The sequence below is a fragment of the Enterococcus sp. DIV0213h genome (genome assembly GCF_051711285.1).
Taxonomy (GTDB): Bacteria; Bacillota; Bacilli; order Lactobacillales; family Enterococcaceae; genus Enterococcus_D; species Enterococcus_D casseliflavus.
Genome location: NZ_JBIOMH010000001.1, coordinates 3,296,782 through 3,311,616, shown reverse-complemented (window position 1 = coordinate 3,311,616; position 14,835 = coordinate 3,296,782). Strand labels below are relative to the sequence as shown.

The 14,835-nt window shown below is 40.6% G+C and carries 13 protein-coding genes; 12 read left to right on the top strand and 1 reads right to left on the bottom strand.

From position 1 onward, the window contains the following. Window positions 1-3: 3 nt before the first annotated feature. On the bottom strand, window positions 4-1,746 hold the full coding sequence (locus IGI77_RS15405; protein ID WP_015510427.1) for an ABC1 kinase family protein: 1,743 nt from the start codon (window positions 1,744-1,746) through the stop codon (window positions 4-6). Window positions 1,747-1,928: 182 nt separating this feature from the next. Between IGI77_RS15405 and IGI77_RS15400 the strand changes: the two genes are divergently transcribed. From IGI77_RS15400 to IGI77_RS15345, 12 genes are all read left to right on the top strand, one after another. Continuing rightward, the gene (locus IGI77_RS15400; RefSeq protein WP_096741775.1) at window positions 1,929-3,005 is read left to right on the top strand and encodes a D-alanine--D-alanine ligase; all 1,077 of its coding nucleotides are present in this window, start codon (window positions 1,929-1,931) and stop codon (window positions 3,003-3,005) included. A gap of 86 nt (window positions 3,006-3,091) precedes the next feature. Then, window positions 3,092-4,441, top strand: a complete 1,350-nt coding sequence (locus IGI77_RS15395) for a UDP-N-acetylmuramoyl-tripeptide--D-alanyl-D-alanine ligase (RefSeq protein ID WP_438770312.1) — start codon at window positions 3,092-3,094, stop codon at window positions 4,439-4,441. A 290-nt stretch (window positions 4,442-4,731) separates the two neighbouring features. Beyond that, on the top strand, window positions 4,732-6,255 hold the full coding sequence (gene cshA / locus IGI77_RS15390; RefSeq protein WP_284590738.1) for a degradosome RNA helicase CshA: 1,524 nt from the start codon (window positions 4,732-4,734) through the stop codon (window positions 6,253-6,255). A gap of 260 nt (window positions 6,256-6,515) precedes the next feature. Beyond that, a complete protein-coding gene (locus IGI77_RS15385) occupies window positions 6,516-7,859 on the top strand; it encodes a PTS transporter subunit EIIC (protein ID WP_438770311.1) in 1,344 nt (447 codons plus the stop codon). 26 nt (window positions 7,860-7,885) lie between these two features. Beyond that, a complete protein-coding gene (locus tag IGI77_RS15380) occupies window positions 7,886-8,905 on the top strand; it encodes an ADP-ribosylglycohydrolase family protein (protein ID WP_413129435.1) in 1,020 nt (339 codons plus the stop codon). An 18-nt stretch (window positions 8,906-8,923) separates the two neighbouring features. Beyond that, the gene (locus IGI77_RS15375; protein ID WP_096741770.1) at window positions 8,924-9,637 is read left to right on the top strand and encodes a GntR family transcriptional regulator; all 714 of its coding nucleotides are present in this window, start codon (window positions 8,924-8,926) and stop codon (window positions 9,635-9,637) included. A 400-nt stretch (window positions 9,638-10,037) separates the two neighbouring features. Next, window positions 10,038-10,403: a holo-ACP synthase gene (gene acpS / locus IGI77_RS15370; protein ID WP_015510424.1), complete on the top strand. Its 366-nt coding sequence runs from the start codon at window positions 10,038-10,040 to the stop codon at window positions 10,401-10,403. A 122-nt stretch (window positions 10,404-10,525) separates the two neighbouring features. Next, window positions 10,526-11,647 (top strand): alanine racemase, encoded by a 1,122-nt coding sequence (alr, locus tag IGI77_RS15365; protein ID WP_015510423.1) that lies wholly within the window; start codon window positions 10,526-10,528, stop codon window positions 11,645-11,647. Window positions 11,648-11,656: 9 nt separating this feature from the next. Then, on the top strand, window positions 11,657-12,028 hold the full coding sequence (locus IGI77_RS15360; RefSeq protein ID WP_005227961.1) for a type II toxin-antitoxin system PemK/MazF family toxin: 372 nt from the start codon (window positions 11,657-11,659) through the stop codon (window positions 12,026-12,028). An 8-nt stretch (window positions 12,029-12,036) separates the two neighbouring features. Next, window positions 12,037-12,330 (top strand): hypothetical protein, encoded by a 294-nt coding sequence (locus IGI77_RS15355; protein WP_413129436.1) that lies wholly within the window; start codon window positions 12,037-12,039, stop codon window positions 12,328-12,330. A gap of 260 nt (window positions 12,331-12,590) precedes the next feature. Further along, complete coding sequence (locus IGI77_RS15350; protein WP_413129437.1) at window positions 12,591-13,892, top strand: ABC transporter substrate-binding protein; 1,302 nt, start codon at window positions 12,591-12,593, stop codon at window positions 13,890-13,892. Window positions 13,893-13,950: 58 nt separating this feature from the next. Next, on the top strand, window positions 13,951-14,835 hold the full coding sequence (locus IGI77_RS15345) for a carbohydrate ABC transporter permease (RefSeq protein ID WP_413129439.1): 885 nt from the start codon (window positions 13,951-13,953) through the stop codon (window positions 14,833-14,835).

Here is a 14,835-nt window from a genome sequence, read left to right as displayed (position 1 = left end):
TATTTATTTCTTGCGAAAACGATCATAGAAGTATTTGCTGACTAAAGCCACGATCGCGAAAAATGCTAAGGTATATCCGAAGATCCCCATCTGATGGACGAAGGCTCCTTGTTGCGGGCTGGCGACCACCAATAAGGAAGAGCCAAGGATGACCGCAGCTAGAATAATACCGATCACCAGTCGATTGACCATCTGATCAAAGCGGTCCAATAGCTGTTTTTGTTCGCGGATCTCTAGATTCAATCGGTGTTTACCAGTCGCAAAAGTGTCTAAGACAGCCAAGGTCCGATCGGGAAGATGGCTAAGTGCCCGCAAGCTTTTTGCGGTTGCCAAGGCGCTTTTTTTCACCTCGTCTTCAATACTCAGCTGCTGCAGGAAATATTTTTGTGCAAAAGGCTGAGTGACTTCCATCATTGATAATTCGGGGTCTAAGGCTTTGATCACACCTTCCAAGGTACCAAAAGCCTTGATCAGCAAGGTGATGTCTCGATGCATCTGCAGTTGGTTATCATGGCAGATCGTGATGACTTCCGCCATCACTTTTTGCAAGTCGATATCCTTTAGCGGCATATTATAGTAGTTTTCAACAAATTTTTGCAGGTCTTGGTAGAAGGCGACTTCGTCAAAGGAACTGCCGCTGCTGTTGCACAACCGCAAGACGGCTTTGCCGACTTCTTGGGTGTCTTGGGTATAAAGAGCAATCAACGCATCGGCTAAACGGCTGCGTAAAGACTGGTCCAAATGACCCATCATCCCAAAGTCCAAGAAAATCACTTGGTAAGGCGGCATGACAGCTTCTTCTTGCCATTTCAACGAATAATCGACCCCGCCGAGGACACCGACGCGCTGCTTGACTTGAAATGGTTGTGGGCGGTTGGCTTGATCCGTGAAGACATGCAAGAAAAGATTGCCAGGATGTGGATCAGCGTGAAAGAAGCCATCTTCAAAGACTTGTTTCATAAAGTTTTCGACTAATAGCGTCCCCACTTGTTTTTTCACGGCTTTCACGGACTGATTGTCATAAACGATGTCTTGATTTTTGCGGGTCAGTAAGCAATTCAAGCTTTCACCTGCCATGTAATCCATGACTAATACTTTTTGGGTACACCATTCGGGATAAACTTTTGGCAATGCCAACTGCGGGTCTTGGTGATTGTTGCGGTAGAATTCCTGTGCATTTTTCATCTCTTGCAAAAAATTCGTTTCATTGGCAAGTGATCGTCGGACTTCGCTTAGCACGCTTTTTAAATCCACCACATTGGCTTCTGGAATTGCGCGAACCAACGGCAGGGCTTTTTCAAAAAGATCGAGATCCACTTGAATTGCCGCAATGATCCCTGGATGCTGTACTTTGACGATCACTTCTTTGCCGCTGAGCAAGTTTGCTCGATGAGCTTGTCCGATGGAAGCTGAGGCGACTGGAATTTCATCAAAAGCGGAAAAAACTTCCGTTAGCGGTTGCTGCAGTTCTGCTTCCAGCAGTGCTTTGACCTTGGGAAATGGATCACTTTTGACATTGTCCTGCAGCTGCTTGAATTCATCGACAAAGGTGCTGGAAAGCAGATCATTGCGGACCGAAAGCATCTGCCCGATTTTGATAAATGTTGGTCCTAATTCTTCAAACGCTTGACGCACCATTTCGGGGTGCTGCTGTTTGCTGATATTTTGAACGACTTTGTATTTCAAAAAGACTTGAACGATTTGTTTTAATCGTCCTTTTCTAGAAGGAGCGGTTTGTTCTGTCATAGGTCCCACCTCTTTAAACGTGCCGTGATATATTCATAGTACTGACAAAATGAAAAACATTCAACTAACGACTGTGTAAGCTTAAAGAAATTTCTGCAAGATTTAATGCCGGTTGGTCGATTTTGTGCTAAAATGTGGAAGACTTAGTTTGGTAGAATCAATGAATACAGGAGGAAATTCTTTTGAAAATCATTTTATTATACGGGGGACGCAGTGCAGAACATGAGGTATCACTGTTATCCGCTTTTTCAGTTGTTAATGCTGTATATTATAATTACTACCAAGTTCAATTAGTAATGATCACCAAAGAAGGACGCTGGTTAAAAGGCCCATTATTGACTGAGGCGCCAACGTCTCCAGATACTTTGGCATTGACCAATGAAGAAACCAAAGGGGAAGAAATTTCACCTGGGGCAATCTACGAAGAAGACGCGATCGTCTTTCCTTTACTTCACGGACCAAATGGTGAAGACGGCACGATCCAAGGGTTTTTAGAAACCATCGGAATGCCTTATGTCGGAGCCGGTGTCTTGACTAGTGCCTGTGGGATGGACAAAATCATGACCAAGTATATCTTGCAAGCTGCGGGGATTCCGCAAGTTCCCTATGTACCAGTCTTGAAAAATGCGTGGAAAGAAAATCCGAAAAAGATTTTCGATCAATGTGAAGGCAGTCTGCTTTATCCAATGTTTGTCAAACCTGCCAACATGGGCTCAAGTGTCGGTATCTCGAAAGCCGAGAACCGTGAAGAACTGCAAAATGCGCTACAAGAAGCGTATCGCTACGATACCCGAGCGATCGTTGAACAAGGAATCGAAGCCCGTGAGATCGAAGTAGCCGTTCTTGGAAACGAAGACGTTCGGACCACAATGCCGGGAGAAATCGTAAAAGATGTTGCCTTTTATGATTACAATTCCAAATACATTGACAACCGAATCGAGATGCAGATTCCTGCACAAATTCCAGAAGAAACACAAGCCAAAGCTCAAGAGTTTGCGAAAAAAGCTTATACGATGTTAGGCGGCAGCGGATTGAGCCGTTGTGATTTCTTTTTGACCAATAAAAATGAGCTCTTTTTAAATGAGCTGAACACGATGCCAGGGTTCACTGAATTCAGCATGTACCCACTGCTATGGGAGAAGACCGGCTTGCCTTATGGGGATTTGATCGAAGAATTGATCCAATTAGGGATGAATCGTTTCAATCAAAGACGTTCGTTCTTGACCAATGTAGAAGCAACAGAAAACGAAGCAGAATAAATAGCAGGAAGAAAGCCAGCTCAACTCAAGGAAAATACTTGAAGCGATCTTGTGCTTTCTTTTTTTAGGAAAAAGGAGCGAACCTGATGAATTTTACTGTAAAAGAAGCCGCTGCCGTATTTGGTCAGCAAATTGAAAATGAAACGCCACTTGCCTCTGTGGAATTCGACAGCCGTCTGATCAAAGAAAACAGTCTCTTTGTTCCCTTAGCGGGGACCCGTGACGGCCATGAATTTGCCCAACAAGCCAAAGACAATGGTGCGATCGCCACACTGTGGAGCCACCCTACGATCGAACCGCCGCAAGACATCCTTGTGATTCCTGTCACGGATACCGTCAAAGCGTTCCAACAATTGGCACGAGCGTATAAAGAAAAGCTTGCACCGAAAATCATCGGTATTACTGGAAGTAACGGGAAAACGACCACCAAAGATATGGTGGAAGCGGTCATGGCCCAAAAGTACCAGACCTATAAAACCCAAGGCAACCACAACAATGAACTAGGCGTGCCTTTGACTATCTTGCATGCGCCAGAAGATACCCAAGTGTTGATTTTAGAAATGGGAATGGATCATGCAGGTGAAATCGAAGTCCTTTCGCGCTTAGCAGAACCTGATGCTGCCGCTATCACGTTGATTGGCGAAGCCCACATTGAAAACTTAGGGTCCAGAGAAGGGATCGCCAAAGCCAAAATGGAGATCACCGCAGGATTGAAAAAAGACGGCTTCTTTATGCTGCCAGCTGATGAACCATTGTTAGAGCCCTTTGTTCCCAATTTAACGCAGACCATTGAAACTTTTGGCTTAACTGAGGGAGATCTACAAGGAGACATCGTGGAGGAATCGCAAGATCAGACGATTTTTACGGTTGCAGGTACCACCTTTACCTTACCGGTCTTAGGCGGCTATAATGTCAAAAATGCCTTGATCGCGATTGGGATAGGACGTCATTTTGGTGTAGCAGATGAAGCGATCAAGGAAGGCTTGGCGCATTTTCAATTGACGAAAAATCGGACCCAATGGGTGACTGCTGGTAATGGGGCAGCGATTTTGAGCGATATTTACAATGCCAATCCGACGGCCATGGGTCTGGTATTGGATAGCTTCCGCAAATTGCCTTTAGCAGGACGACGGATCGCCGTATTGGCAGATATGCTTGAATTAGGACCAGATTCTCCACAAATGCATGAGCAGATGGCCGCACACTTAGATGACTCGTTCCAGCTAGTTTTCCTTTATGGCAAAGAAATGCAGGCATTGCAAAAACGACTAGCGAACACTGCCCTTGCTGACAAGGTGCGCTATTTTGCGATCGATGAAAAACCACAGCTGATCGCCTCCTTAATAGAAACTTTAGAACCTTCCGATAGCCTAGTGATCAAAGGCAGCAATGGCATGGGCCTGAGTGAAGTCGTTGATGTACTAAAAGGAATGTAAAAGGGAGTTGAAATCTTGCTGAAATTTTCAAAGCGTGTTATACTTATCTAACGCCGAAAGATGAAGCACAGAATGATTACTGTAAAAAACATTGACGTTTTGAGATAAAATGATGGCTGAGACAAACAACACTTGTTTTAGCCTTTTATAATGCCTTCGTGAAGCGGTTTTTCGGTACCGAGAGAAAGATAAGAGTAAATGGGACTACTCTTGTGTTTCTGAAGAACTAACCTACGCTTCGATGATAGAAAAACAGGCATCGAAAAGATGACCAGCCTAGGAGGATCCATTTGAAATTTAAAGATCTAGAATTATCCAACGAATTATTGACTTCTGTTGAGCGTGCCGGCTTTGAAGAAGCAACACCCATCCAAGAAGCAACGATTCCATTAGCCTTAGCAGGCAAAGACGTGATCGGTCAAGCACAGACCGGTACTGGTAAAACCGCCGCATTTGGTTTGCCAATGTTAGAAAAAATTGACCCAACGAACCATCAACTACAAGGATTAGTGATTGCCCCAACCCGTGAATTAGCGATCCAAACCCAAGAAGAATTGTACCGTCTTGGTAAAGACAAAAAAATTCGTGTACAAGCAGTATACGGTGGAGCCGATATCGGCCGTCAAATCCGTCAACTAAAAGATCGTCCCCACATCGTAGTTGGTACACCAGGTCGTATGTTAGACCATATCAACCGCCACACCTTGAAATTAGGCACCGTTGAAACGCTTGTATTAGATGAAGCGGATGAAATGTTGAACATGGGCTTCTTGGAAGATATTGAAAAAATCATCAGCCAAGTACCAGATGTTCGTCAAACATTGCTATTTTCAGCAACAATGCCGCCAGCAATCAAAAACATTGGCGTGAAATTCATGAAAGAGCCTGAACATGTACAGATAAAAGCCAAAGAAATGACCGCTGATTTGATCGATCAATACTATGTTCGTTCAAAAGACTACGAAAAATTTGATATCATGACTCGCTTATTGGATGTGCAAACGCCAGAATTGACCATCGTTTTCGGTCGTACGAAACGTCGTGTCGATGAATTGGCGCGCGGCTTAGAAGCCCGCGGCTATAAAGCAGAAGGCATTCATGGAGACCTTTCTCAACAAAAACGAATGAGCGTTTTGCGTTCATTCAAGAGTGGTCAACTAGATATCTTAGTTGCCACAGACGTTGCAGCTCGTGGATTAGATATCTCTGGTGTTACACACGTTTACAACTACGATATCCCTCAAGACCCTGAAAGCTATGTTCACCGGATCGGACGTACTGGCCGTGCTGGAAAAGGCGGAATGTCTGTGACTTTCGTTACACCAAACGAAATGAGCTATCTGCACGTCATTGAAAACTTAACGAAAAAACGGATGACACCAATGCGCCCACCGACCGAAAAAGAAGCGTTCAAAGGTCAATTAGGTGCCGCAATCGAATCTGTTGAAACCAAATTGGATGAAAATGGCTTAGATAAATACTTGCAAGCAGCCGACGATCTATTAGAACGTTATTCTGCACAAGATTTAGCAGCATTGCTTCTAAAAACTATGGCAAAAGATCCTGCTGATTTAGCACCAGTGAAGATCACACCAGAGCGTCCATTGCCTCAAGGGAAAAAATCATTCAACAAAAATGGTCGTCGCAACAACAATAGCAACGGCAATCGTAACCGCAAAGAAAACGGCGGGAACCGTGGCGGCGGCAACGGCAATAAAGCCCGCGGCAACTATTCAAAAGATGGTGCCCGTAAAAACAATCGCCGCAGCAACGACAAAAAACGCGGTTTCGTAATCAGAAATAACCAAGACTAATTGCTTTTTTGAATTACAATAAGAATGAGCTTTTTATTAAAAGAACATGAATGGCGAGCTTCGCTCACTTCATGTTCTTTTTTTTGTTAAAAATTACAAGGTTTCTATTAATAGAAATATAGATAAAATAGATAGTTTTTATTTATATTTTTATGTTTGTTTCGTTGATAAAATAGTTGTTGACATAATTATGAAAGCGTTATATATTGTCTTTAATGATATGACGTCATAACATTTAAAAAATTCTTGGAGGAAAACAGATGGATGAATTGGGGATTATGCTTTTAGAGTTGATGGGTGGTTCTGATAATATTTCTAGTCTGACTCATTGTGCCACAAGATTAAGACCAACATTCAAAGATAGAAGTAAAGTTGGTGCTGAGGGAATCAAGAATTTAGCTGAAGTCATAGGGATCGTAGACAACGATAAAAGTTTTCAAATTATTATAGGAACAAATGTAGGGGAAGTTTATGAAGCAGTACGAGCACATATGAGTGATCATTCAGAATTGGAAAGTGGAGAAACAGGGAATGAAAGTTTGATCAACCGATTTGTTTCGTTAGTAGTCAGCATTTTTTCTCCGTTATTGCCACTTCTCGCTGGTGCGGGTCTTTTAAGAGGATTTACTATCTTAGCAAATGAACTGGGAATATTGAGTGTAGAGAGTGACACGAATACTTTGCTAACTCTAGCTGCAACATCTGTATTTTATTTTTTCCCATTGCTAGTAGCTATCACTTCTGCTAAGAAATTCAAAACCAGTGCATATATCGCTATTGCTGTTTTAGGGGTGCTGATTATGCCAGATTTTGTAGCGATGATGAATGATCAACCAGGAACAATCATCCAATTCATGGGTATGCCGATTCGATTATTTAGCTATACAGGACAAGTGATTCCATCAATTATTCTTGTTTGGCTTCAATCAAAAATGGAGTTCTTTCTAAAGAAAGTAATTCCTCAAAGTTTGCATATGGTTGTTATACCGACCATACTTTTGTTTTTATTAGTGCCGATTGCAGCCGGTGTTATTGGACCAATTGGAAATTATGCTAGTCTATTTATTGCCGATGTTGTTGGGAGACTAACAGCGATAAACAGCATTGTTACTGGAGCAATTATTGGAGGCATTTGGAATATTTTGATTATGTTTGGATTTCATTGGGCACCTAATACGATGATCATTATTCCTGAAATTGCTGCGACAGGTACTTCTGCTCTTATTGCTTATGGCGCCAACGCAAATTTTGGGATGGCAGGTGCTGCGTTAGCTATTTTTCTTATGACTAAGAATAAAGATTTAAAGAATTTTTCTGTGTCGGCTATTACTTCTGTTTTTCTATCTGGAATAGTCGAACCAGCAATCTATGGTATTGGAGTGAAGTATAAGACACCATTAGTGGCAGGATGTATCGGTGCAGCGATTGGTGGTGCTTTTATGGGTGCTTTTGATGTTATTGGGAATGCATTTGTATTTGGGGGACTGACAACGATCCCTGCATTTGCTGGACCTACCTTATGGGCATACTTAGTTGGTTTACTGCTATCGTTTATTGGTGGACTTGTCTTAACTTTTGTATTTGGGGTCAAAGGACTTGAATAAGTAAAATGGATGGGAGAATTGATTACATGATTGAGAGAATTTTAGGATCTTTAACAATGGCAGCAATTGGTGACGCAATGGGGGCTGCGACAGAAAATCTGCCTTTCGATGAAATTCGGTTAAAATTTGCTGGACCATTGGAAAAACTAGTTGAACCTGGTAAAACAGCATTCGCATATGGAAACAAGGCAGGTGAAGTCACTGATGATTTTTCCCAAATATATTTAATCTGTCAAAATATTCTTAAGAACCAAGGAATGATTGACCGAGATATTATAAAGAAAAGTATTATTGAATGGTCTGATATTCCACATTATTTTAATCGTTTTGCTGGACCTACAACAAGAAGTGCGATTGAAATGTACAAAAATAATTTATCGGAAATAAAAGCACTTCCTGGGGCAGTAACAGTAGATTATGCTTCTAAAGCTACAAATGGTTCCGCAATGAAGATTTCTCCGGCGGGACTATTTCACCCAGGTGACTATGAAAAGGCTTTAGAAGATGCTATTATAATTACAAAAGTCACCCATGATAATTCATTGTCGATCTCAGGTGCTTGTGCGGTTGCTCTAAGTGTGTCGGAATCATTGAAGGAAAGTGCTACAATGGATAGTGTGATTGAAGCTGGCTTATTAGGCGCAAAACTCGGAGAAGAACAAGGAAAAAAATATTCTAAGCATGTTCCAGGACCAAGTGTTTATCGAAGAATACAGCTTGCTTTAGATATAGCGAATGGCAGTGGTGAAAAAATTGATAAGTTGTTGAAACTTTATGAGGTTGTTGGAAGTGGACTTCATGTTTCAGAAGCGGTTCCCTGTGCGTATGGAATCGTAGCTCTAAATAAAGAAACGCCCTATCAAGCAACGATCGATGCTGTAAATATCGGCTATGACACCGATACGATTGCTACAATCGTCGGTTCTATGACAGGTGCGCTTGTATCAGTAGATGAGACGGTCAAGAGTAAATTATCATTGATAGAAAAAGCGAATGAAATGGACATAAGAGGGTTAGCCTCTAATATTGCAGAAATAGTGAAATGAGAGTAGGTCAGGGATAATTTGAGTAATAATAGTAATTCTAAATATTATCAAATCTATGAAGAATTGAAAAAAAGCATTATTGCAAAGAAATATGTGGAAAATGATTTTTTTCCAACTGAAGTTGATTTGCAAAAAAAATATGGTGTCAGCAGAATAACGATTCGTTCCGCACTGCAACTGTTAGAATCGGATGGATATATCAAAAAGGTTCCTGGATTGGGAACAATCGTCAACAGCAATAAGCGAACATTACAATTGAATCGCTTGATAAGTTTTAATGATGAGCATAGTGAGCATATTACTTCATCTAAGCTAGTTGATTTTAGAAGAGAACCTGCACCTGAAAAAGTAAGGTTGCAGTTAAAATTATCTCCAATGGAAGAAGTTTATGTGAATGAACGGATACGAATCATTGATGATGAGAATATCGGTTTTCAGCGTGTATATGTGCCGAAAAATTATATAGAGTTGAATGAAGAGGACTTTAATTCTCCAGAAGCTTCACTCTATAAAATTTTTGAAGATAAATCTATTCTGATCGAAAGTGCTACCGAAATTATTGAGTCTATCGTAGCAGATGATGTATTGGCTGATCATTTAAAGATCAAAACGGGAGAACCATTGTTGTATATAACTAGAAATACAATCGATGATAAAAATAGAAATATCGAATATGCGGAAATTTATTATCGGGCTGATAGATATAGATATGAAATTCAATTGAATAGATAGAGTAATATTTATAATATGAATGCTTAGCATTATCCCCGTCTTTCTTTTCTATGATTTTATTTTGAAAATAGAGAACGAATGATTAGGCCCAATTCAATCAAATGTTCCATTTGATTGAATTGGCTTTTTTGAGTTCTTTTAGCTAAAGCAACTTAATTAAATAGTAGTAGAAGGGATAATAATGCGGTAAGGATTTTTTTAATGTTCATTTATTACAAAGATTTTCGAATCGTCGTAAAATATGATTTAACTGAATCTTTCTTTTTTTAAATCTTAATCTCCGTATAAACTCGTCAGATTTGAATGGTAATTCGCCATTTTTTTGGTAGAATGGTAACTAGCTGAACAAGGGGTATTTCCAATTTGGAAAACCCTATCTTAGGTGAAGGTAGAGAAAAGAATGATCAAAGGAATCGGGATCGATGCAGTCGAGCTGCCTCGAATGAAAGAATTAATTGAAAAAAAACCTCAGTTTATAACGCGTATTTTAACAGAGAAGGAAGCAAAATTATTTGCACGCTTGCCGCTGAAACGTCAGGTAGAGTTCCTTGGCGGGCGCTATGCCTGCAAAGAAGCGTTCTCGAAAGCTTGGGGGACAGGGATCGGCAAAGTTTCTTTTCATGATATTGAAGTCTTGACCAATGAATTCGGTGCCCCGATCGTTACTAAAGCACCGCATCCTTTAGAAAAAACGTTTGTCAGTATCACCCATACAAATGATACTGCTTTTGCACAAATTATTTTAGAAGTACTAGATAGTGAATAAACCAAGTTGAAGTAGTCTGTCAGTCAAGAAGACTTTGATACTTCATGGACGAACAGCCGACTACATAAAACCAACTTAATTTGTTCGTCTGATCAAGCACTAGTAGAAAGAAGGAACTGGAAATGGTGGTTGCTTACCATAGACCAACGAAAGCGATAATTGATACAACTGCGATTACCGAAAACATCAAACATGAGATTGCTCACTTACCAAGCGAGACATTTCTTTTTGCGGTGGTCAAAGCGAATGGTTACGGACACGGAGCGGTTCAAACCGCTCTTGCAGCCAAAGAAGGCGGCGCAGATGGTTTTTGCGTTGCGACGATCGATGAAGCGATCGAATTGAGAGAAGCAGGGATTACTGACCCGATTTTGATCTTAGGTGTCGTGAATGTGTGTGATATTGCCTTGCTGACGACCTATGATTTGTCATTTCCAGTCGCTTCGATGGACTGGCTGATAGAAGCAGGCGCTTATTTAGAGGAGAACCCTCTAAATAAGCCGCTTAAAGTGCATATCAAGGTGGATACTGGTATGGGGAGAATCGGCTTTTTGACTGTCGAAGAAGTGCGCCAAGCCGTTCTTTGGTTAGAAGATCACCCCTCTTTTGAGTGGGAAGGGATCTTTACCCATTTCTCCACAGCGGATCAAGCAGACACGAGCTATTGGGAAACCCAGCACCAACGTTTTAAAGAAGTCTTAACTGTTTTGCCCTATTTGCCGACATATATACATACAGGCAATAGCGCAACCTCTTTATGGCACAAAGAAGCAGTAGGAAATATGGTCCGTTTTGGGATCGCAATGTATGGGTTGAACCCATCAGGTCATGCGCTGAGCGAACCATTTTCCTTAAAACCTGCGCTTTCGCTCGTTTCTGAACTGATACAAGTGAAATTACTTGAAAAAGGAGCGGGGATTGGCTATGGTGAAACATATATCACTCCACGTCAGGAATGGATCGGCACCGTGCCTATCGGTTATGCTGACGGCTGGTTACGAAAAATGCAAGGCTTCTCGATCTTAGTAGAAGGCGAGCGTTGTGAGATCGTCGGTCGAGTGTGTATGGATCAATTGATGATTCGTTTGCCGCGGGCATTTGCTGTCGGTACACCAGTCACCTTGATCGGTGAGAATCATGGGGAACAAATTACGATGCAGGATGTTGCAGACCAGTTAGAAACGATTCACTATGAAGTAGCGTGTACCCTTTCAGCAAGGGTTCCGCGAGAATATAAAAGTTAGGGTGGTCCTATGGTAAAAAGGGGAGATATTTATTTTGCCGATCTTTCACCAGTGGTTGGATCGGAGCAAGGCGGGATACGTCCGGTCTTGATCATTCAAAATGACTTGGGGAATCACTTCAGTCCCACTGTGATCATTGCGGCGATCACGGCAAAAATGGCGAAGCCGAAATTACCAACGCATATTGGGATTTCCGCTTCTTGCACAGGGATTGGCAAAGACTCCGTCATTTTGATGGAACAGATTCGCACGATCGACAAAAGCCGTTTGAAAGAAAAGGTTTGTCACTTAGATGATAAAGTGATGTGTGAAGTCGATGCTGCCTTGATGATCAGTATTGGTGTTGAGCCGACTTTTGCTACATCAACGATCGAGGTGTAAATCTGTCAATGGGGTATGTAGTATTAATAGCAGTTGTCATTTTATTGAGTTTCTTTACGTATAAACATATTCGCCGTTTTCTTTCAGAAACAAAAAAGCGCAACGAAACCATGGAACAAGGATATTATCTTGTGAGTCATACATATGAAGAAAAGCGGGAACAGACACATTATTACGGCGTTTTTCAGCAGGGAGACAAAGAGCTGATACTAGAAATGTCGCTACAACTTTATTTGCAACTGCAGCCGCCGCAACGGGGCATGTTGACCGCCAAAGAAGGAAATGTCATCGAATTTCTATGATACAAGAAACTGTATAAGATAATAAAATTTTATATTGTGCAGTAGATGAGTGAAGTGTTTGATGTGCAATTTGTTAATAGGCATCATTTAAACCATTATTTCTCCCTGTGGAGTATAATGGTTTTTTTGTGGTTTTTAACCAAAAAAAATAAAAAAAATTAAATTATGTTAGAAATGTACAAAACTATGTCATGAATTCACATTATAAAGTAAGCGTTTTTTTGATAATGTTTGGATAGAATAATAAAGGAGGAATTAAAATGAAAAACAAATGGCTATATTTATTGACTGGATTAACGCTCTTATTGTTAGGTGCCTGCGGTACATCACCAAATGAATCAGGGAACCGCGAAGCCAACCCAATTGAACTCAAGCTGTTTTCTAATGTTCCTGATCGAAACACTGGCAGAGGGAAAATCGAAGAGGATTTGATTCGGAAATTTGAAGAAGAAAATCCAAATGTTAAAATTGTTGTAGAAGCATTGCCTGACGAACAATACAAACAAAAGTTGAGTGCCTATGCAAATTCTTCAGAAATGCCTGATATAATGAATCATTGGAGTACACACCCGGCATATGAAGTTATGGCTCAAAATGGGCAATTAGCAGAATTGAATGAGAGCGATTACAACGATCATGAATATTTCGCTGGTGCGCTGAAAAGTTTCGAGGTTGATGATAAGCTCTATGGTTTACCTTATACCAATGATTATATGGTTCTTTACTATAATGCAGAAATTTTTTCTGAGAATAACATCGATATTCCCACAAACTATAAAGAATTTTCAGATGCTGTCACACTTTTTAGAGAAAACGGTGTAGCTCCTGTCGCAGTCTCTGGTTTATCGCCATATCTCTTTGCAATGTTTTACAATGAACTTTACTTAAAAAATGGCGGAACACAAGAAACACTTTACCAAGTTCTCAATGGCGAGCGTCTTGTACAAGAGGACCAGCATGCGATTGATGCTGCAGTCAAAATGAAGGATTTGACTGATTTAGGTATCTTCCAAGATGGTTTTTTATCTGCTGAATATGGTGCAGCACAAAACTTATTTATTCAAGGTCAAACAGCTATGTACTACACAGGATCTTGGGACGCTTCAATGGACGGCGAGTCGTCCGATGCATCAGATGAATTTAAAGAAAATGTCCATGCGCTTTCACTTCCTGTAGGAGATAGCGGTGATCAAAGCTATCTGACAGGCTGGTATGGTGGCGGTTATGTTGTTAACAATGATTCTGAGAACAGAGAAATGGCATTAGAATTTTTGAACTTCATGATGAAACCTGAAAACTATACAAAATTAGCATGGGAAAGCAATTCGTTTATACCAGCTATGGCATATGAACAGTACTTTACTGGGAATGAAACAAATCTGCAAAAAGATTTGACGACTATTTTGTCAGAGGCTTCAGATATCAGCGGCACGCCAGTAAACGATTATCTATCTTCTAAGTTTAAGGATAGTTTTGAAACACTTGCGCAAAATTTTGTGAGCGGGAACATGGCTGTAGATGATTTTTTAGAGCAATTTCAGCGAGCAATCGACGAACAATAAGAAACAGGTATTTATATAATAGATGATTTACTACTATTTTATCTGAAGGGTGACGTAAATGGAAAAAATGAGAAAAGACAAACGAATCATCAGTCTTTTGATATTCCCTGGTTTCTGCGTTTTTATGATTGCAGTATTTGTCCCGATTATTTTGAGCCTTTATTTTGGAACAACTGAATGGGATGGAATATCAGCACCGGTATTTATTGGAATAGAAAATTTTCGCAGAATTTTATTTGAGGACAGTCTTTTTTGGAAATCACTTGGCAATTCATTATTCATTTCAGCCTGTCTGATTGTCTTACAGCATCCCATTTGTATGGTAACTGCATTATTTATCGATAAAGTCGGAGGAAAAGCGGAAAAAATATTTCGAGCAATTTTTTTCTTGCCCGCCATCATTTCAATCATGGTGACTTCAAAAATGTGGGTAAATATTTTGGATCCTAATCATGGTATGTTAAATAAAGTCTTGCACAGCGTCGGATTGGGGCAATATGCTCTTTCTTGGTTGAGTGATCCGCGGTTTTCATTGATTGCTATTACACTAATTGTGATGTGGCAAGGATTTGGATGGGGAATGCTGATTTATTATACAGGAATCAAAAATCTTCCAGAAGATGTATTCGAAGCAGCGAAAATTGATGGAGCAAACAAAGTACAGCAGTTTTTGAAAGTAACCTTGCCATTATTAAAGCCGGTAATTAAAGTGAATGTTACATTGGCACTCATTTCCGGTTTGAAGCAAATGGAAACAGTTTATTTAACGACGAATGGAGGACCAATGGATTCAAGCCAGGTTATTGCAAACTATCTTTATAGACAGGCGTTTTCTGCTTTTCAGTATGGCTATTCCAATGCAATATCGATTCTATTCGTTATTGCCTGTTTAATTGCTACGGTTGCTGTCCAAACGATATTTAAAGAGGAAGAGGTGAGATGA

What these genes read in the sequence shown, in the direction of transcription:
- alr (WP_015510423.1), top strand. Translation starts at nt 10,526, where the DNA reads ATGGTGGTTGCTTACCATAGACCAACGAAAGCGATAATTGATACAACT.
- acpS (WP_015510424.1), top strand. Translation starts at nt 10,038, where the DNA reads ATGATCAAAGGAATCGGGATCGATGCAGTCGAGCTGCCTCGAATGAAA.
- IGI77_RS15380 (WP_413129435.1), top strand. Translation starts at nt 7,886, where the DNA reads ATGATTGAGAGAATTTTAGGATCTTTAACAATGGCAGCAATTGGTGAC.
- IGI77_RS15355 (WP_413129436.1), top strand. Translation starts at nt 12,037, where the DNA reads ATGGGGTATGTAGTATTAATAGCAGTTGTCATTTTATTGAGTTTCTTT.
- IGI77_RS15350 (WP_413129437.1), top strand. Translation starts at nt 12,591, where the DNA reads ATGAAAAACAAATGGCTATATTTATTGACTGGATTAACGCTCTTATTG.
- IGI77_RS15385 (WP_438770311.1), top strand. Translation starts at nt 6,516, where the DNA reads ATGGATGAATTGGGGATTATGCTTTTAGAGTTGATGGGTGGTTCTGAT.
- IGI77_RS15405 (WP_015510427.1), bottom strand. Translation starts at nt 1,746, where the DNA reads ATGACAGAACAAACCGCTCCTTCTAGAAAAGGACGATTAAAACAAATC.
- IGI77_RS15360 (WP_005227961.1), top strand. Translation starts at nt 11,657, where the DNA reads ATGGTAAAAAGGGGAGATATTTATTTTGCCGATCTTTCACCAGTGGTT.
- IGI77_RS15345 (WP_413129439.1), top strand. Translation starts at nt 13,951, where the DNA reads ATGGAAAAAATGAGAAAAGACAAACGAATCATCAGTCTTTTGATATTC.
- IGI77_RS15395 (WP_438770312.1), top strand. Translation starts at nt 3,092, where the DNA reads ATGAATTTTACTGTAAAAGAAGCCGCTGCCGTATTTGGTCAGCAAATT.